A 17,189-nucleotide genomic window follows, 5' to 3' on the forward strand; every position below is an offset into this window, starting at 1 on the left:
CATCTGTTTATGGATATTTTTAATGACTAGAAGGAGATTGGATATATTGGTAAAGTTTCAAGATTTAGGCATTAGTCCTGCTACAATGAAATCATTAAAAAAAATGGGGTTTGAAGAAGCTACACCTATTCAGGCAGAAACTATTCCGTTAAGTCTTCAAAATAAAGACTTAATTGGTCAAGCGCAAACAGGAACTGGGAAAACAGCTGCTTTTGGAGTGCCTTTAGTGGATAAGGTTGATGTTGCAAAGGAAGTAATCCAAGGGATTATTATTGCACCGACAAGAGAGCTTGCTATTCAAGTATCAGAAGAATTATACAAAATCGGCTACGGCAAACGTGCAAGAGTCTTATCTATTTTCGGCGGACAGGATATAAATCGCCAAATCCGTGCATTAAAGAAAAATCCTCATATTATTGTTGGTACTCCTGGACGTATTTTAGATCATATTAATCGTAAAACACTTCGTTTGGATAGTGTTAAAACAGTTATATTGGATGAAGCGGATGAGATGCTGAATATGGGATTCATTGATGATATTGAATCTATCCTTTCAAAAATTCCGACAGAAAGACAAACTTTATTATTCTCAGCTACTATGCCAGCACCGATTAGAAAAATGGCTGAGCGCTTCATGAAGGATCCAGAAGTAGTAAAAGTGAAAGCGAAGGAAATGACAGTACCATTAATTGAACAGTATTATATTGAAACACAGGAGAAAACGAAATTTGATATTCTAACAAGATTATTGGATATTCAATCTCCTGAGCTTGCCATTATTTTTGGTCGCACAAAACGTCGTGTTGATGAGCTTTCTGAAGCATTAAATCTGCGTGGCTATACAGCAGAAGGAATTCATGGAGATTTAAGTCAGGCAAAACGTATGTCTGTGCTTCGCAAATTTAAAGAAGGAACCATTGATGTACTTGTTGCAACAGATGTAGCTGCACGTGGACTTGATATTTCTGGTGTAACGCATGTATATAATTTCGATATTCCTCAAGATCCAGAAAGCTATGTACACCGTATTGGCCGTACTGGCCGTGCTGGTAAAGAAGGTGTCGCTATTACGTTCATTACGTATAGAGAAAGATCTTATCTTCAAGTTGTAGAAAAAACAACAAAGAGAAAAATGGAAAAGATGGTTCCGCCAACAGTGGATCAAGCAATCGAAGGTCAGCAAAAAGCAGTCATCGAAAAAATTTCGCAAATTATTGATGAAAACAATTTAGATTCTTACCGAAATGTAGCAGATGAGTTATTAGAGCAAAAAGATGCGTCTACAATCGTAGCGGCAGTCCTAAAAATGCTCACGAAAGAACCGGATACAACACCTGTTAAGTTAACAGAAGAGAAGCCATTACCGTCGAAACGTGACCGCAAGCCATATGATAAAAATAATGATCGTGGTGGCAGAAAAAATTATAATCCACGCCAACCTCAAGGTTATAGCAGTAACAAACGTCAAGGTCAATCAAGTGGCGGATACAATAAATCTAAGTCTTATCGTTAATCTTAGCACTCAAAACCTTAATGAAGAACTGCTTCATTGAGGTTTTTTATGTAGGCTTTTTCTAAAAGATTGGACGCTAATGGGATTAGCTTGCTATGGAAAGCGAAATGTGTGTAATGACAGCAATAGCTAAAAACTTTACGAACAGCCTTTATTTAAAATGCAGAGGCTATGCGAAAGCTCACAGAAAAATTTGAAACCACTTTCTATTATTTTCGTATATAGTTAGTATAAATAGACAAAATGTAAAAAAAGGGGGAATGTAATTGATAGCGATACCTCAAAATAGACTATCGAAAAAAGGGATAACAGTTTGGCGCTTAACAGGGGTGATATCCTCCCTGATTATGATGGTTATTGGTGGTGTTTTAATCACGCTAGCTATTCTGTTTGATTGGCATGTACTTGTAAGTATAGCTACAATTGTTTATCTGCTTATTCACGTGGCTCTTACGATTGGAATCATACCACCTGTGAAGTGGAAAAGGTGGAGATACGAAGTAAGAGGAGATGAAATTGAAATACAACAAGGGGTTATCGTCATTAAACGAACGTTAATTCCGATGATTCGGGTTCAACACGTAGACATGAAGCAAGGACCATTGCTAAGAAAGTACGGGCTTGCGACCATTTCTATTTCAACTGCTGCCACCATACATGAAATCCCTGTTCTCGAAGTAGAGGAAGCAGAAGAAATAAGGCATTATATTTCTAGCAAAACGAAGGTGGCGGAAGAGGATGTTTGAAAAAAGAAGACTTCATCCTATTTCGATTGTTTATGTGATATTAAAGCGGTTAAAGGAATTTATTTTCCCTTTTATTGGAATAATTGTACTTGGAGGAAAGCCTTCAGAATGGGGATTGTATACGATTCTAGGAGCAGCCCTTTTGCTGGTAGCTATTTTAATCAGCAGTTTTTTACATTGGCATTATTTTACCTATTATGTGGATGGAAAAGAATTACGTGTAGAGAATGGTGTATTGGTCAAGAAAAAACGTTATATCCCATTTGAGCGAATTCAAAGCATCGATTTCACCGAAGGAATTTTTCATCGTCCGTTCAGCCTAGTAAAAGTGAAGATAGAAACGGCCGGGGGCGTGGAAGCGGAAGGCGAACTTACGGCCATTTCTAAAAAGGTTGCCGAAGATTTAAAACGATATATTGTTCAAAAGAAGAATGAACAGATGGAATCAGAAGAAATAATAGCAGAGATGGAACCTGTTCAACAAGAAATCTATCGTATTACAAATAAGCAATTAGCTATTTTGGCATCTACTTCTGGTGGAGTAGGGGTTATTATCTCAGCAATTTTCGCTTTTCTTTCACAGTTTGAAGATTTAATTCCATATAATAGGATTTACGAGCATATTCACCAATTCGTTACAAGTAGTTTCGCATTAATTTCTATTATCATCTTTGTGCTGTTTGTACTATTATGGATTCTTTCATTGTTTATAACGTTGCTGAAATACGCAAATTTTACATTATCGAAGACGAACGATGATATAATTATTACCCGTGGGTTAATTGAAAAAAAGCAGATTACAATCCCATTGCAACGTATTCAGGCGGTTAAAATAACGGAAGCGATGCTGAGACAGCCGTTTCACTTAGTTAGCGTTTCTTTAATTAGTGCGGGAGGCTCTTTTAATGACGTGGAGGCTGCAAGTGTATTGGCGATTCCATTATTGAAGAAAAAGGATTTACCGCATTTATTAATAGAGATGGTTCCTGAATATGAATGGAGTGAGCAGCTTACACCACCACCAAAACAGTCTGTTTGGCGATATATTATTAAAAACAGTTGGATTGCACTGCCTGTTATTATTGCACTCATCTACTTTTTCCATGGATGGGGGATGTTATCACTATTACTATTATTGATTTTACCATCATGGGGCTACTGGAATTATCGCTCAGCAGGCTACTGTATCTCGGGTAAACAACTAACCTTATCCTTCCGTCAATTCCATAAAACGACTTTTATTATGAAACGTAATCGTATTCAAGCCCTTTATTACACAGAGGGATGGTGGCAAAGAAAGGGAGAACTTGCCTCGATTGAAGGAGTAGTTCTTTCTGGTGCCGGGGGAGCAACTGGCGTGGTTACAGACCTCGCGAAAGACGATGTAGAGAAAGTATATGAGTGGTATTCACTTAGATAATTAGATAAGAAAAGAAGGCTGCTTCAAGGGCAGCCTTCTTTCGTGATAAGATAGATAAATCGCTTATTGGCTAAGAAAGCCAATGATTGCAAGACCGAAGATAATAATCCAAATTATAACCGATTTTGCTTCTGGTTTTTTTGTGCGCTGAAGCTGTTGTTTTAAATGGTACCATTCCTCTTTATAGCTGGAGATAATCTTCTTTCCCTTTGATTCAGAAAAATTCCCAATGATTACACCAGTTAGAAAACCAAAAATATGGGCAACAATATTTATATTTGGCTGTAAAAATGTCATGATTAAACTAAGAACAGCAATGGTAGTAATAATTTGTGCATTGCTTTGAGAAATGATATCTTTTCGAAAAACGACGAGACTAATATAATAGCCAAATAGGCCAAAAATTGCCCCGCTAGAACCTAGATGGACATAAGTAAGAGGTTCAATCAGGAGAGTTATTATATTTGCCACAATACCGGTAACTAAGTAAATAAAGAGAAATTTAAATTTGCCCAGTATTCTTTCTAAAGCTGGACCAAATAAGAAAATACTGAAGCTGTTAAATAAAAGATGAGCAAACCCCCCATGGATGAAGATGGGAGTTATTAGTCGCCACCATTCTCCTTCTACTATATATAGATTGACACCAATCATCGTTTCTAATAAATATTTATTTGGGAAAATAGGAAGATTGGTTAATAAATATAGTATGAGATGAATGAGTAAAATCAGAGAAACGATAGGATAATACGTAATATACTCTTTAAAGCTTTCTCTTCTGGTAAACAATTTGTTTTTGATACCTCCTAAATAAGCTTCTATCTACAATAATAGCCAAACAATAGGAAAAGATACAATATATTATGCTCACTTAGGACGAAATAGAAGGAGTTGTCTTATGATTAAAGGGACAGGAATTGATATAACGGAAATAGAAAGAATAGAAACGTTGATTCAAAGAAAACCGAATTTTGCCAAGCGGATTCTTACTGATAAGGAAATGGAAAAATATCAGCAGCTTTCCGGTCATCGTAAAAGTGAGTTTTTAGCAGGAAGATTTGCAGCGAAAGAAGCTTTTTCAAAAGCACTAGGAACAGGGATAGGAGCAAGCTTAAGCTTTTTAGATATTGAAATTGGCTATGAGGAACAAGGAAGACCTTGCATTATAAAGCCTTTTTCTCGAGGAGTTCATTTATCCATAACCCATAGCAAGCATTATGCCTTTGCCCAAGTGATTATTGAATAATAAGGAAACGGAATGAATTTCATCGTTTTCCTTATTTTTTTGCTTATTGAACCAAATAGCATATTCCTGAAGGTTGTCTCATATATTCATAGAGAAATAGGAGAGACAAGTATGGGGATTCATGTTTCTAATAGAAATTCCAAATAAGGGTATGGGATATTGGATTTTTTACTAGAAATGCTGTTTGCTTATTTTTCTCTCTTTCTACGTGAAATGAGAATAGGGGAGTTGAAAAAAATGAACAAGAAGATTTGGTTGCTATTTGTAGGGCTAACGGTCATGCTTTTGTTAACTGCCTGTGGAACAAAATCGAAAGAAGATGTTCTGACTGATTTAAAAGAAAAGGTCGAGACAAAGGGGTATAAAGCAGACGCCGAAATGACTCTTAAAATGGGAACAGAGCCGCAAACATACGAAGTAGAAGTCTGGCATAAGGATCCAGATTTTTATCGAGTAAATCTAAAGAATTCGACAAAGAATCAGAGTCAAATGATCCTAAAAAATGAAGAAGGCGTGTATGTATTAACTCCGGCTTTAAACAAAAGCTTTAAGTTTCAAAGCGAGTGGCCAGAAAATAGTAGTCAGGCTTATCTCTATGAGTCTTTAGTAAAAGATATTGAAGAAGATAAAGATGTGAAATTTTCTGCTACAGATAAGTATTATGTGTTTGAAACAAAAACACGCTATCAGAATAGCAAAATGCTTCCAACACAGGAAATTGCTTTTAGTAAAAAAGATCTTTCTCCTGTAAGTGTAAAGGTTAAGGATGTAGAGGGAGTAGCGCTTGTTACGGTTAAATTCTCGAATGTAAAGTTTGACGTTTCCTTTGATAAGAAGGATTTTGATTTACAAAAAAGTATGACAGCAGCTAAGATGGTTATTCCGGTTATGGGAGAAATAGAAGATAAAGAATTTGCCGTAAAATATCCTGAAGAACCGTTAGAAGGAGTTAGCTTGGTAGAAGAGAAGAAATTAGCTACAGAAAACGGAAATCGTGTTATTTTAACCTACGATGGGGAAAAGTCGTATACGATTATTCAGGAAAAAGCGGAGGTAGCACCAGCTACAGCAGGACCAATTGTTAGTAAGGGAGATCCAGTGGATTTAGGCTTTACCATTGGGGAAGTTACGGATTCAAAAGTATCATGGACGTTCGAAGGCGTCGATTATACAATTGCATCAAGCGACTTAACTCGTGATGAATTAGTTACCGTTGCGCGCTCCGTTCAAGGGGAAGCGATTAAATAAGCATTTTTGAGCAGCTTCTATATAGAAGCTGTTTTTTATTTGAAATATAAATGAAACAATACATACAAACTTATAAGGATTAGAATTGACAAGCGATAAAAACAGTAGAATAATTTAGGATACAAGTTTGTTATTTCATGAAGGACGTGTGAGGATTTTGATTCAAGAAGATACCTTTTATCGAGATACATGGGTGGAAATTGATCTTGATGCGATTGCATATAATGTTAGGGAATTAAGGAAAAGAGTACATTCTGACAATAAAATAATAGCAGTAGTGAAAGCAAATGGATATGGTCATGGAGCTCTGCAAATTGCAAAAGCAGCATTGCAGTCTGGTGCAGACTCTTTAGCTGTTGCCTTTTTAGACGAAGCGATTAATTTAAGAAAAAATGGTATTATTGCACCGATACTTGTTCTTGGGGCAAGCAGACCACGTGATGTAGCGATAGCTATAAAATATAAGGTGACTTTAACGGTTTATCATATGGACTGGTTAGAAGATGCTGTCCAATTTTTAAACAAAGATGCTCTCTTAACGATTCATTTAAAATTAGACACAGGCATGGGTAGAATTGGTTTGAGAAAGGAACAAGAGATTACGCAGGTGGAAGAATTGCTGGTAAATCATCCAAATATTGTGGTGGAAGGAGTTTTTACTCATTTTGCAACAGCAGATGAAAAAAATTCTTCTTACTTTGAGAAACAAATTCAGCGTTTTAAGGAACTACTTGCTGCATTCTCAAAGCTGCCAGCAATCATTCATTGTAGTAATAGTGCAGCGAGTCTTTTGTATCCAGATTTACAATATAATGCTGTTCGTATGGGGATTTCTATGTATGGATTGACACCATCCCTTGAGATTGAGCCGGTTTTGCCTTATTCATTAAAAGAAGCTTTTTCCTTGCGAACAAAATTGGTCCAAGTGAAAAAATTAAACAAGGGCGATAAAGTAAGTTATGGTGCTACGTATGAGGCAGAAAAAGAGGAGTGGATTGGAACTTTACCTATTGGTTATGCGGACGGATGGTTACGCAAGCTGCAAGGGCAAGAGGTTCTCGTCGATGGAATGAGAGTCCCTATTGTTGGGAGAATTTGCATGGACCAATGTATGATAAGGCTGCCGTTCTATTTAGAACCAGGAACAGAAATAACACTGATCGGAAAACAAAAGAATGAGGTTATCTCAGTAAATGAAATTGCGGTTAAAATAGAAACAATCAATTATGAGGTCACGTGTATGATTTCCTCAAGAGTCCCACGTGTATATAAAAAAAATGGCATCTTTGATGAAATTGTAAATCCTTTAATCAGTGAGATGAATTAAAGAATGGTAATGGAGACGTATAGCAGTAATGGTTTTGGGCGATTATTGTAAAAAGAATAATTTTACTCCAAAATTAAATAAAAGTAATGGATGACCAATATAATGAATACATTAATTATGGTCACATATACCATCTAGAAATAATGTTATTTGGAAAATATGGAAAAACCTCTATTGGTTTTGAGGAACTTTTTCGTTTTTTCATTCTTTAATGCATAAAAGGGATAATTTTTGGTGGATAATACTGTAGAATTGCTGAATGGACTTTGCAGAAACAATTATTAGTGGTATGATTAAAAAAAGCAGAGCTAAAAATGGTGTGTAGTGATGGTGGAGGTGTGTGTTTGTGTCTGAATCTAGCGCAACGACAGAGATCATGATAAAATTACCAAAGCATTTGTTAACTGAATTGGACGGCTTCGTTAAGCAAGAAAATGTAAATCGTAGTGAATTTATTTATCAAGCAACGAAAATGTATCTTCGCGAACGGAAAAAGAGACATATCCGCGAATCGATGAGACGAGGATATATGGAGATGGCTAAACTAAATTTATCCATTGCATCAGAAAGCTTTCTCGCAGAATACGAGGCAGAGCATACAGTAGAACGTCTTGTAAGCGGAGGGTAATCCTTTGATTGTCAAACGTGGTGACGTTTATTTTGCAGACCTATCCCCAGTTGTTGGTTCAGAGCAAGGCGGCGTCCGTCCTGTACTTGTCATTCAAAACGACATCGGGAATCGGTTCAGTCCCACAGTCATTATTGCAGCAATTACAGCTCAAATTCAAAAGGCTAAATTGCCGACTCATGTGGAAATTGATGCGAAGCGATATGGTTTTGAAAGAGATTCAGTAATTCTTTTGGAACAAATTCGTACGATAGATAAACAGAGGCTAACGGACAAAATTACTCATCTCGATGAGGAAATGATGGAAAAAGTCGATGAAGCTCTACAAATTAGTTTAGGTCTCATTGAATTTTAATGATAGAATGTGCTCGTTTTGAGCGCTTTTTTTGTTGGTTTCCCGCTCAGTATATATAAGATTGTAAACCTCCTTGCTAGTATAAGGAGGTTATTTTTTTTATTTGAAGAATCAATATGTAAGGGGAAAGGATACGAGAGTCTCAAAATTAGTAAAATATTTCTTAATAAACGGTTTTAAATATAACCAGAAAGGGAATATAGAAAAGTCAACACCTATATACATATATGATTAGTTAATTTTCAAGCGAAAAATAATGCCCAAGAGTACCGCTTGTTTTTTCAATATATTAGTTTTCGAAAATAGAAAGTATCTCTTTATGTGATAAAATGGAAGAAAGCTGCCTTAAAAATATGGAGAATCAAATCGGTGGAAATGAATGTTCAGGATATGTATCTTTCCTTAGAAAGATAGTTTTATTTTGTTATGAATAATTGTCAAAGGAACATTTGTTTTGGCCTTCATCCATTTAGAGAAATCCTTATAAAAGAAAATGGGAAGTACGTAAAAATATAATAAAAGAAAGTTGGTTGGTTTTGGGTGAATAGAGTGAGAATACCAATATTAAAACTTTATGACTATTTGCTAGTATCCATTCAATGGGAATTAGATGACCAAACAGCCCTTCAGTTTCAAGAAGATTTATTAAATAAAATCCATGAAACGAGTGCAAGTGGAGTAGTTATTGATTTAACATCCATTGATTTTATAGATTCATTTATTGCCAAAGTATTAGGTGATGTTATCGGTATGTCGAAGCTAATGGGGGCTAAGGTGGTACTGACGGGGATTCAGCCTGCTGTTGCCATCACCTTAGTAGAGCTGGGTATCAGTTTGAACGATGTTTTAACTGCCTTAGATCTAGAAAAAGGTTTGGAGAAATTACAACAGGAATTGGAGGATTGACCTATGGGAGACCAATCCTGTGTAAAAATCGTAAATGAATGGGACATCGTTGCAGCTCGGCAATTAGGTAGAAATATTGCAAGAGAGCTTGGCTTCGGTATCGTAGATCAAGCTCGTATTACTACTGCGGTTAGTGAACTTGCAAGAAATATCTATTTGTATGCTGGACAAGGGCAAATTTGTATAGAGAAGCTTTTTGATAATGGGAAAGCGGGCTTGAAGCTAATTGCGAAAGACAGTGGTCCTGGAATAAAAGATATAAGACAAGTAATGCAAGATGGTTTTTCTACCTCGGGTGGGCTAGGTGCTGGATTACCAGGAGTAAAACGGTTGATGGATGAGTTTGATATCAAAACCTCTATAGGCGAGGGGACAGAAATTCAGGCAGTGAAGTGGCTAAGATAGGGGGAGAGATAATGGATTTCCGAGAAATGATGGAGTCTAAGTATCGAGATCTTCTTGTGAACTATATTAAAGATGAATCTGAACAGGCGCTTTATCAAGGGCAAAAGTTTAGCAGGAAATCGATTGAACAAAAAATATCACCAGAAGATATAATCAGTTTACATAAATCTATTCTAATGGATTTATATCCAGATATGCCTGAATATGTAACAAAATCCTTTGATATTCTTTTAGAGGTCATGATAGGCTATGGATTTGCTTATAGAGAACATCAAAGTCTTCGCCATGTGCAACAAGAATTAAGAAGTGAAATGGAAATCGCTGCTAATGTACAACAAACACTATTAAGTACGGATATTCCAAAAGCAGAAGGCTTAGATATTGGCGCAATCAGTGTTCCGGCTAAAATGATGAATGGAGATTATTATCATTTCGTTCATGATGATGATCAGGTTATTAATATTGCCATTGCAGATGTAATTGGAAAAGGAATTCCTGCAGCTATGTGCATGTCGATGATTAAGTATGCAATGGACAGTCTCCCAGAAAACAGGAATAAACCAAGCAATGTATTAGAAAATTTAAATAGGGTAGTAGAGCAGAATGTAGATCCTAGTATGTTCATTACGATGTTTTACGGAGCGTATGATATGCTGTCGCATGTATTTCATTATGCATCTGCTGGTCATGAACCAGGTCTTTATTATGAAGCGAAAACAAAACAGTTTAGTGAGCTTAAAACAAAGGGCTTATTACTAGGCGTAGATAAAAAGACAAAATATCAACAATTTGAAAAGCAAATTTACCCAGGTGACATGATTGTTTTAATGTCAGATGGAGTAACAGAAAGTAGAACGAAAGAAGGTTTTATTGATAAAGAAATTCTTCTTGGATACATAAGAAAACATATGCACTTAGATGCACAAGATATTGTCAAAAATGTTTATAAGGAATTAGAAAAAATTCAAGATTTTTATTTGCGTGATGATTTTACTTTAATTATTTTCAAAAGAAAAGTTTAACGTCGTGACTGATGGGGTAAAAGACAATATCGTAATAATGTAAAGGTGGGTCGGGATGAATATCATAATAGATGTGAAGGAAAAAGAATTGGATGTAGAAGTTAAAGTTTCTGGTGAAATTGATGCGTATACCGCTCCGAAATTAAGAGAGCGTATTTATTCCTTTTCCGAAAAAGAAGGAATAAAAATGGTAATAGATTTATCAGATGTTAACTATATGGACAGTACTGGTTTAGGAGTGTTTGTGGGCATATTTAAGAATGTCCGCGCAAACAATGGCGAATTCAAGCTAATTGGTCTATCAAGCCGCTTAATCAGGCTATTTGAAATAACAGGATTGGCAGATATTATAGACATAAATAGTAAGATAGAAGGTGGAATCCAATGAGTCATTTTGAGTACATCGAAATGAAAATTCCTTCTAAACCAGAGTATGTCGGCATTATTCGCTTAACTTTATCCGGGATCGCAAGCAGAATGGGCTTTAGCTATGATGAAATTGAGGATTTAAAGATAGCTACTAGTGAAGCATGTACAAATGCTGTGCAACATGCGTATAAGAATAAGGACGCAGGAGAAGTTTTAATTGGATTTCGATTATATAACGATCGTTTAGAGGTTATTGTCGCCGATAATGGAAAGAGCTTTGACTTTCATTCTACGACAAAAGATTTAGGTCCGTATGAACAGGATGAGTCAGTGGAATTTCTTCGTGAAGGGGGACTTGGCCTATACTTGATCGAAACATTAATGGATGAAGTAAAGATTCACCATAATAACGGGGTAACTGTTTTCATGACTAAATACCTCGAAGGAGAGCAGGTGGAGAGGGATGCAGAAACAATCTCAACCTAATCGCCATTTATCAAAGGAAAAAGTAAATGAATTAATTAAAGAGTTTCAACTCACGCAAAATGAGAAAGCACAGGAAGCGCTTGTCATCAATTATCGTGATTTAGTAGAAATGCTAGCAAGAAAATATTCAAAGGGAAAAATGTTTCACGAAGATATTGCGCAAGTTGGAATCATTGGATTGATAGGAGCCATCCAACGTTACGATGAAAGCTTTGGTAAAAGTTTTGAGGCTTTTGCTGTACCTACTATAATTGGCGAAATTAAACGATTTTTAAGAGACAAAACGTGGAGCGTTCATGTACCAAGACGAATCAAAGAGCTTGGTCCCAAAATAAAGAAAACAGTTGAACAGCTTACAACTGATTTACAGCGTTCTCCCAAGGTAAATGAAATTGCTGATTATTTAGATGTATCCGAAGAAGAAGTGCTAGAAGCAATGGAAATGGGCAGAAGCTATCAGGCTTTGTCTGTCGATCATTCGATTGAAGCAGATTCAGAAGGCGGAACAGTTACCCTCTTAGATATTGTAGGAGATGTGGATCAAGGCTTTGAAAAAGTAAACCAAAAGTTAGTGCTAGAAAAAGTGCTGCATGTATTAACTGAAAGAGAAAAAAGTATTATTCAATATACATATTTGGATAATCTTAGTCAGAAGGAAGCTGGAGAAAAGCTGGGGATATCTCAAATGCATGTTTCTAGACTTCAAAGAAGAGCGATCAAAAAGCTCCAAGAAGCAATACAGGCAGAGTCCAATAATTCGGAGTTTATCTTATGAATGAATGGAAAGATAATAATGTTCATGTACTTTCCTATCAGACTAGCAAGAAAGGGAAAACCCTTTGTGGGGATAGTTTTTATTATACATCAACGGATGAATACTTTGTTTGTGTATTAGCAGATGGTCTTGGAAGTGGCGAATACGCAAATGAAGCATCCGTTGCAGTTACTGAGATGATTAAAGAAAATCATGCGAAATCAGTAGAGGAATTAATGGAGCTATCCAACAATGTTCTTATAAAGAAAAGAGGAGCGGCAGTTTGTGTTTTCAAAATAAACTATGCTTCAAAGACAGTTGTTTATAGCTGTGTAGGTAATATTCGATTCTTTCTTTATTCTCCTTCAGGCAAATTGACTTATCCACTCCCAGTAACCGGTTACTTATCAGGAAGACCTCAACATTATCATACGCAACGTTTTACCTTTGAAAGTCATGCGAAATTCCTTGTTTTTTCCGATGGATTTAATATTCAAGGAGTAAAAAATTTGCTAAAAGGATATTTGCCTCTTAGCTCCATAGCAGTTAGCATTGTTGGAAAATATAATAATTCAGATGATGATTCTACTTTTATATTGGGAAGCTTGCTTTAAAGTAAGCTTTTTTTGCTGTTTTAGTATATTTAGGCTGCAGGTTATAGCAACAACTTTTCCGAACAATAGCCTTCCTTTTTATTTAAATAGGTACATGTTTGAGAGCTATTAAGACATGCCGAACGAGGAACGTAAATTCCTTTCTGTCGATAATAGGCTTTCATAGGACCTTTTGATAAAATAGAAGTAGGTTAAAAATAAAAGGTCTAACTTTTAGTGTCTAAAGAGAATGGATATAATATTTTTTTAGTGATTGTTCGATGGAGTAGAAAGGATCGTGAGTGGTGTGGAGAAAGTTTTGGAACAGGAAAAAGGGCAGGATTATTTAGCTATTATTGCAAAAGAACAGAATGTATCGATTAAACAGGTGAAAAGTGTTATTACGCTAATAGAAGATGGAAATACAGTTCCTTTTATTGCTAGATACAGAAAGGAACAAACAGGAGCACTAGATGAAGTGCAAATTAAGGATATTATCGATCGCTATACATATATTCAAAACCTAGCCCAAAGAAAAGAAGAAGTTATTCGTTTAATCGAAGAGCAGGGCAAGCTGACAGATGAATTGCATAAAAATATTATAAAGGCAATCAAGCTACAGGAAGTAGAAGATTTATATCGTCCATATAAACAAAAGCGTCGTACGAAAGCTACTATTGCAAAAGAAAAAGGATTAGAACCTTTTGCTGAATGGTTATTAAGTATGAAAAAGGAAAGCTCGTTGGAAGAGGAAGCACGTAAATATATATCCGAAGAAAAAGAAGTGCTAACAATCGAAGATGTGATCAATGGTGCGAAAGATATATTAGCAGAGCGCATATCGGATGATGCAGAAAGTAGAAAATGGATCAGAAGCAAGACGATGCTTACTGGGAAAATTCAAACTAGTTCAAAAAAAGTAGAGAAGGACGAGAAAAATATTTATGAAATGTATTATGAATATGAAGAGCCAGTAAATAAGATTGTTCCTCATCGGACATTAGCTTTAAATCGAGGGGAAAAAGAAGATGTTTTAAAAGTAGCCATTATTGTTCCAATTGAAGTGATTACAGCATACTTGGAGAAAAAGTGGATTGCAAATGAGCAGTCTCCTGCAGGAATAATTATCAAAGAGGCGATAGAAGATGGCTATAAACGTCTTATTCAGCCATCCATTGAAAGAGAAATAAGAAACGAGTTAACCGAAAAGGCTGAGGAGCAGGCAATACATATTTTCTCGGAAAATCTTAGGAATCTATTATTGCAACCACCCCTTAAAGGGAAAGTGGTTCTCGGAGTAGATCCAGCCTATCGGACAGGCTGTAAATTAGCAGTAGTTGATGAAACGGGGAAAGTATTAGAAATTGGTGTGATTTATCCTCACCCACCTGCTTCCAAAAGAGCAGAGGCGGCTACTAAATTTCAGAGTATTCTTGATCGCTATGAAATTGAAATGGTTGCAGTGGGTAATGGTACCGCTTCTAGAGAGACGGAACAATTTGTTGCTGAGATGCTAAATAAGCAGAATAAAGAGATCTATTATTTAATAGTAAATGAAGCTGGAGCAAGTGTTTATTCAGCTTCCGAAATTGCAAGAGAAGAATTTCCTGATTTCCAAGTGGAAGAAAGAAGCGCAGTGTCGATTGCGAGAAGATTACAAGACCCATTAGCAGAGCTAGTGAAAATTGATCCGAAATCTGTAGGTGTTGGTCAATATCAACATGATGTATCACAAAAGAAATTAGCAGAATCATTACATTTCGTCGTAGAAACAGCAGTTAACCAAGTTGGGGTTAATGTAAACACGGCGTCGTCTTCTTTATTACAGTATGTTGCCGGTCTTTCCAAGGCTGTTGCCAATAATATCGTAAAGAAGCGAGAAGAAGAAGGGAAATTTAGCAATCGCAAACAATTAAAGAAGATACCACGTTTAGGGGCTAAAACATACGAGCAAGCAATCGGCTTCTTGCGCGTGTTAGATGGAGAAGAGGCTTTAGATCGAACAGGAATCCATCCCGAGCATTACGATGAAGTAAAGAAACTTCTATCTAAATTAGGATTTAAGTCACAAGATATCGGCACTCCCGAATTAAAAGAAGTACTAACGAAAGTCGAAATGAAGGAAGTTGCAGAAGAGCTTAATATTGGAGAACTTACGTTAAAGGATATTATTGATGCATTGGTTCGGCCATCTAGAGATCCACGCGAAGATCTTCCTGCGCCGTTATTGCGTAAAGATGTATTGAAGCTAGAAGATTTACAAACTGGAATGGAATTACAAGGTACGGTTCGAAATGTAGTCGATTTTGGTGCGTTCGTAGATATAGGAGTAAAACAAGATGGTTTAGTTCATATTTCTAAGCTGAGCAATAAGTTTGTTAAGCATCCGCTTGATATAGTAAGTGTAGGAGATGTTGTTACTGTTTGGGTAGACAGCGTAGACCACAATAAAGGAAGAGTTGCGCTTACCATGTTAAGTCCAAAAGACGAGAAATAATAATAAAGAAGGATTGCCTGCGTTTTTTTTAGGATGGAAATGCAGGCAATCCTAATTTTTAGGAGTAAAGGAATCGTAAGCATAATCGAGCAATAAAGGGCAGTTAACTAGGAGTATTTTTACGGCAATAGTAATACCAGCATTGATTTAATAGCTTTACTTGATAGCTGTTTTTTTCAAAGAAAGCTTTTTTAATTTGGTTTTGTAACCAATTAGGCATTATATTCACTCCTTGTCGTGATGGTTATAGCTAGGTTAAGAACGAAAAATCGTTCCTTCCACTTCCTTGGAAATATCCATTAATGATTTGCGCTTTTCTATATAATATAATGGATAAGAAAGTATTTTGATTTAGACGGTATTATATAATTGTGTTAGATTTAGTAAGTTATAAGATTATTGTATGCTATAATAGTTTGTCTTGTTGAGGAGGGATAAGCGGATCGATGACAAATGAGGAATTACAAAGGTTAGTTGAGGATATTTCATGGGAGTATTTTAAAAGAAAGTTTGAGCATAAAGCATCTTTTAATCCTAGATTAAGAACTACTGGGGGAAGATATTTATTAAGCACTCATAATATCGAAATTAATAAAACGTATTATGAGGTGATGGGATTAGAGGAGTTAATAGGTATTATTAAGCATGAATTATGCCATTATCATCTTCATTTATTAAACAGAGGATATCAACATAAGGATGCTGATTTTAAGATTCTTCTTAAAAGAGTAGGTGGTCCCAGATTTTGTTCTTCCTTACCAGCTGAAATGAAGAAGGGGAAATCAAAGAGAGTTCTTATTTATTCTTGTGTTTCATGTAAACAAAAATATACTAGGAAAAAAAGAATGGATATAAAAAAGTATGTTTGTGGAAAATGTAGAGGAAGATTAAAATTAGAAGAAATAATTAGTATTGATAAGTGATTTTTAATGAGGGATTTTATTTTTAAAAAAAGTTTTGAAAGGTGCTTGACTTATTATTTATATGTCCTTATAATGTAAAGAGTCGACAAGAGAGCAGCTGATTAACACAACTGCTGATAACTATCTCGTTTGATAGTTGGACAAGTCGATGGATATTATTCCGCAGTAGCTCAGTGGTAGAGCATTCGGCTGTTAACCGAACGGTCGTAGGTTCGAGTCCTACCTGCGGAGCCATTTCGGGGAAGTACTCAAGAGGCTGAAGAGGCGCCCCTGCTAAGGGTGTAGGTCGCGTGAGCGGCGCGAGGGTTCAAATCCCTCCTTCTCCGCCAGAAAGCAATTTAAAATTATGGCCCGTTGGTCAAGCGGTTAAGACACCGCCCTTTCACGGCGGTAACACGGGTTCGAATCCCGTACGGGTCATTTGTTATTTATAATTTTGAAAGTTTGGTCCGGTAGTTCAGTTGGTTAGAATGCCTGCCTGTCACGCAGGAGGTCGCGGGTTCGAGTCCCGTCCGGACCGCCATTTAAATTTCAATTATTGGGCTATAGCCAAGCGGTAAGGCAACGGACTTTGACTCCGTCACTCGTTGGTTCGAATCCAGCTAGCCCAGCCACGAGCCATTAGCTCAGTCGGTAGAGCATCTGACTTTTAATCAGAGGGTCGGAGGTTCGAATCCTCCATGGCTCACCATTATATATATTAGAATAAGCGGGTGTGGCGGAATTGGCAGACGCACTAGACTTAGGATCT

General features: G+C 36.4%; 19 protein-coding genes and 7 tRNA genes (1 of these 26 running past the window's edge). 24 read left to right on the top strand and 2 right to left on the bottom strand.

Annotated elements, in window-relative coordinates:
• The first annotated feature begins 46 nt into the window (after positions 1-46).
• From AB3U99_RS02210 to AB3U99_RS02220, 3 genes are all read left to right on the top strand, one after another.
• Entirely contained in the window at positions 47-1,513 is a 1,467-nt protein-coding gene (locus tag AB3U99_RS02210) for a DEAD/DEAH box helicase (RefSeq protein WP_400245172.1), read from the top strand.
• Between the two features lie 266 nt (positions 1,514-1,779).
• Positions 1,780-2,259 (top strand): PH domain-containing protein, encoded by a 480-nt coding sequence (locus AB3U99_RS02215; protein WP_400245173.1) that lies wholly within the window; start codon positions 1,780-1,782, stop codon positions 2,257-2,259.
• Positions 2,252-3,679, top strand: a complete 1,428-nt coding sequence (locus AB3U99_RS02220) for a PH domain-containing protein (protein ID WP_400245174.1) — start codon at positions 2,252-2,254, stop codon at positions 3,677-3,679. Before AB3U99_RS02215 ends, AB3U99_RS02220 begins: the two co-directional genes overlap by 8 nt.
• 63 nt (positions 3,680-3,742) lie before the next feature.
• Here AB3U99_RS02220 and AB3U99_RS02225 read toward each other — a convergent pair whose 3' ends face one another.
• Positions 3,743-4,468, bottom strand: a complete 726-nt coding sequence (locus AB3U99_RS02225; protein ID WP_400245176.1) for a rhomboid family intramembrane serine protease — start codon at positions 4,466-4,468, stop codon at positions 3,743-3,745.
• Between the two features lie 109 nt (positions 4,469-4,577).
• Here AB3U99_RS02225 and acpS point away from each other — a divergent pair, with 109 nt between their 5' ends.
• The 13 genes from acpS (at position 4,578) to AB3U99_RS02290 (ending at position 15,515) form a co-directional block, all read left to right on the top strand.
• Positions 4,578-4,925, top strand: a complete 348-nt coding sequence (acpS, locus tag AB3U99_RS02230) for a holo-ACP synthase (protein WP_400245177.1) — start codon at positions 4,578-4,580, stop codon at positions 4,923-4,925.
• Positions 4,926-5,162: 237 nt separating this feature from the next.
• Positions 5,163-6,173 (top strand): outer membrane lipoprotein carrier protein LolA, encoded by a 1,011-nt coding sequence (locus tag AB3U99_RS02235; protein WP_400245178.1) that lies wholly within the window; start codon positions 5,163-5,165, stop codon positions 6,171-6,173.
• Positions 6,174-6,330: 157 nt separating this feature from the next.
• Entirely contained in the window at positions 6,331-7,500 is a 1,170-nt protein-coding gene (gene alr, locus AB3U99_RS02240) for an alanine racemase (RefSeq protein WP_400245179.1), read from the top strand.
• Positions 7,501-7,846: 346 nt separating this feature from the next.
• Positions 7,847-8,128 (top strand): CopG family ribbon-helix-helix protein, encoded by a 282-nt coding sequence (locus AB3U99_RS02245; protein ID WP_016201247.1) that lies wholly within the window; start codon positions 7,847-7,849, stop codon positions 8,126-8,128.
• A gap of 4 nt (positions 8,129-8,132) precedes the next feature.
• Positions 8,133-8,483 (top strand): type II toxin-antitoxin system endoribonuclease NdoA, encoded by a 351-nt coding sequence (gene ndoA / locus AB3U99_RS02250; protein ID WP_016201246.1) that lies wholly within the window; start codon positions 8,133-8,135, stop codon positions 8,481-8,483.
• A 549-nt stretch (positions 8,484-9,032) separates the two neighbouring features.
• Positions 9,033-9,389 carry an STAS domain-containing protein gene (locus tag AB3U99_RS02255; RefSeq protein WP_031540168.1) on the top strand — a complete coding sequence of 119 codons (357 nt, stop codon included), beginning with the start codon at positions 9,033-9,035 and terminating at the stop codon, positions 9,387-9,389.
• Between the two features lie 3 nt (positions 9,390-9,392).
• Complete coding sequence (locus AB3U99_RS02260; protein WP_400245180.1) at positions 9,393-9,794, top strand: anti-sigma regulatory factor; 402 nt, start codon at positions 9,393-9,395, stop codon at positions 9,792-9,794.
• Between the two features lie 11 nt (positions 9,795-9,805).
• Complete coding sequence (locus AB3U99_RS02265; protein ID WP_400245182.1) at positions 9,806-10,816, top strand: PP2C family protein-serine/threonine phosphatase; 1,011 nt, start codon at positions 9,806-9,808, stop codon at positions 10,814-10,816.
• A 55-nt stretch (positions 10,817-10,871) separates the two neighbouring features.
• On the top strand, positions 10,872-11,204 hold the full coding sequence (locus AB3U99_RS02270; RefSeq protein ID WP_400245183.1) for an anti-sigma factor antagonist: 333 nt from the start codon (positions 10,872-10,874) through the stop codon (positions 11,202-11,204).
• Positions 11,201-11,671: an anti-sigma B factor RsbW gene (gene rsbW / locus AB3U99_RS02275; protein ID WP_341191555.1), complete on the top strand. Its 471-nt coding sequence runs from the start codon at positions 11,201-11,203 to the stop codon at positions 11,669-11,671. Before AB3U99_RS02270 ends, rsbW begins: the two co-directional genes overlap by 4 nt.
• Positions 11,649-12,446, top strand: coding sequence for an RNA polymerase sigma factor SigB (gene sigB / locus AB3U99_RS02280; RefSeq protein WP_400245184.1), 798 nt, complete (start codon positions 11,649-11,651; stop codon positions 12,444-12,446). Before rsbW ends, sigB begins: the two co-directional genes overlap by 23 nt.
• A complete protein-coding gene (locus AB3U99_RS02285; protein ID WP_400245185.1) occupies positions 12,443-13,039 on the top strand; it encodes a PP2C family serine/threonine-protein phosphatase in 597 nt (198 codons plus the stop codon). The genes sigB and AB3U99_RS02285 overlap by 4 nt, the downstream gene beginning before the upstream one ends.
• A 286-nt stretch (positions 13,040-13,325) precedes the next feature.
• A complete protein-coding gene (locus tag AB3U99_RS02290; protein WP_400247934.1) occupies positions 13,326-15,515 on the top strand; it encodes a Tex family protein in 2,190 nt (729 codons plus the stop codon).
• A gap of 103 nt (positions 15,516-15,618) precedes the next feature.
• Here the strand turns inward: AB3U99_RS02290 and cmpA are convergent, their stop codons facing one another.
• A complete protein-coding gene (gene cmpA / locus AB3U99_RS02295) occupies positions 15,619-15,735 on the bottom strand; it encodes a cortex morphogenetic protein CmpA (RefSeq protein WP_109767903.1) in 117 nt (38 codons plus the stop codon).
• A gap of 226 nt (positions 15,736-15,961) precedes the next feature.
• Between cmpA and AB3U99_RS02300 the strand changes: the two genes are divergently transcribed.
• The 8 genes from AB3U99_RS02300 to AB3U99_RS02335 form a co-directional block, all read left to right on the top strand.
• Positions 15,962-16,438 carry a SprT family protein gene (locus AB3U99_RS02300; RefSeq protein WP_400245186.1) on the top strand — a complete coding sequence of 159 codons (477 nt, stop codon included), beginning with the start codon at positions 15,962-15,964 and terminating at the stop codon, positions 16,436-16,438.
• 159 nt (positions 16,439-16,597) lie between these two features.
• Positions 16,598-16,672 (top strand) — tRNA-Asn (locus AB3U99_RS02305).
• Between the two features lie 4 nt (positions 16,673-16,676).
• Positions 16,677-16,767, top strand: a tRNA-Ser gene (locus AB3U99_RS02310).
• Positions 16,768-16,786: 19 nt separating this feature from the next.
• Positions 16,787-16,858, top strand: a tRNA-Glu gene (locus tag AB3U99_RS02315).
• A gap of 26 nt (positions 16,859-16,884) precedes the next feature.
• Positions 16,885-16,961, top strand: a tRNA-Asp gene (locus AB3U99_RS02320).
• A gap of 16 nt (positions 16,962-16,977) precedes the next feature.
• Positions 16,978-17,052: transfer RNA gene (locus AB3U99_RS02325), tRNA-Gln, on the top strand.
• Position 17,053: 1 nt separating this feature from the next.
• Positions 17,054-17,129 (top strand) — tRNA-Lys (locus tag AB3U99_RS02330).
• A gap of 18 nt (positions 17,130-17,147) precedes the next feature.
• Positions 17,148-17,189: transfer RNA gene (locus AB3U99_RS02335), tRNA-Leu, on the top strand (it continues 43 nt past the right edge of the window).

It is taken from the genome of Niallia tiangongensis (genome assembly GCF_044704065.1).
Classification (GTDB): Bacteria; Bacillota; Bacilli; order Bacillales; family Cytobacillaceae; genus Niallia; species Niallia tiangongensis.

What these genes read in the sequence shown, in the direction of transcription:
- AB3U99_RS02220 (WP_400245174.1), top strand. Translation starts at nt 2,252, where the DNA reads ATGTTTGAAAAAAGAAGACTTCATCCTATTTCGATTGTTTATGTGATA.
- acpS (WP_400245177.1), top strand. Translation starts at nt 4,578, where the DNA reads ATGATTAAAGGGACAGGAATTGATATAACGGAAATAGAAAGAATAGAA.
- AB3U99_RS02235 (WP_400245178.1), top strand. Translation starts at nt 5,163, where the DNA reads ATGAACAAGAAGATTTGGTTGCTATTTGTAGGGCTAACGGTCATGCTT.
- AB3U99_RS02260 (WP_400245180.1), top strand. Translation starts at nt 9,393, where the DNA reads ATGGGAGACCAATCCTGTGTAAAAATCGTAAATGAATGGGACATCGTT.
- AB3U99_RS02265 (WP_400245182.1), top strand. Translation starts at nt 9,806, where the DNA reads ATGGATTTCCGAGAAATGATGGAGTCTAAGTATCGAGATCTTCTTGTG.
- AB3U99_RS02270 (WP_400245183.1), top strand. Translation starts at nt 10,872, where the DNA reads ATGAATATCATAATAGATGTGAAGGAAAAAGAATTGGATGTAGAAGTT.
- rsbW (WP_341191555.1), top strand. Translation starts at nt 11,201, where the DNA reads ATGAGTCATTTTGAGTACATCGAAATGAAAATTCCTTCTAAACCAGAG.
- sigB (WP_400245184.1), top strand. Translation starts at nt 11,649, where the DNA reads ATGCAGAAACAATCTCAACCTAATCGCCATTTATCAAAGGAAAAAGTA.
- AB3U99_RS02285 (WP_400245185.1), top strand. Translation starts at nt 12,443, where the DNA reads ATGAATGAATGGAAAGATAATAATGTTCATGTACTTTCCTATCAGACT.
- cmpA (WP_109767903.1), bottom strand. Translation starts at nt 15,735, where the DNA reads ATGCCTAATTGGTTACAAAACCAAATTAAAAAAGCTTTCTTTGAAAAA.
- AB3U99_RS02300 (WP_400245186.1), top strand. Translation starts at nt 15,962, where the DNA reads ATGACAAATGAGGAATTACAAAGGTTAGTTGAGGATATTTCATGGGAG.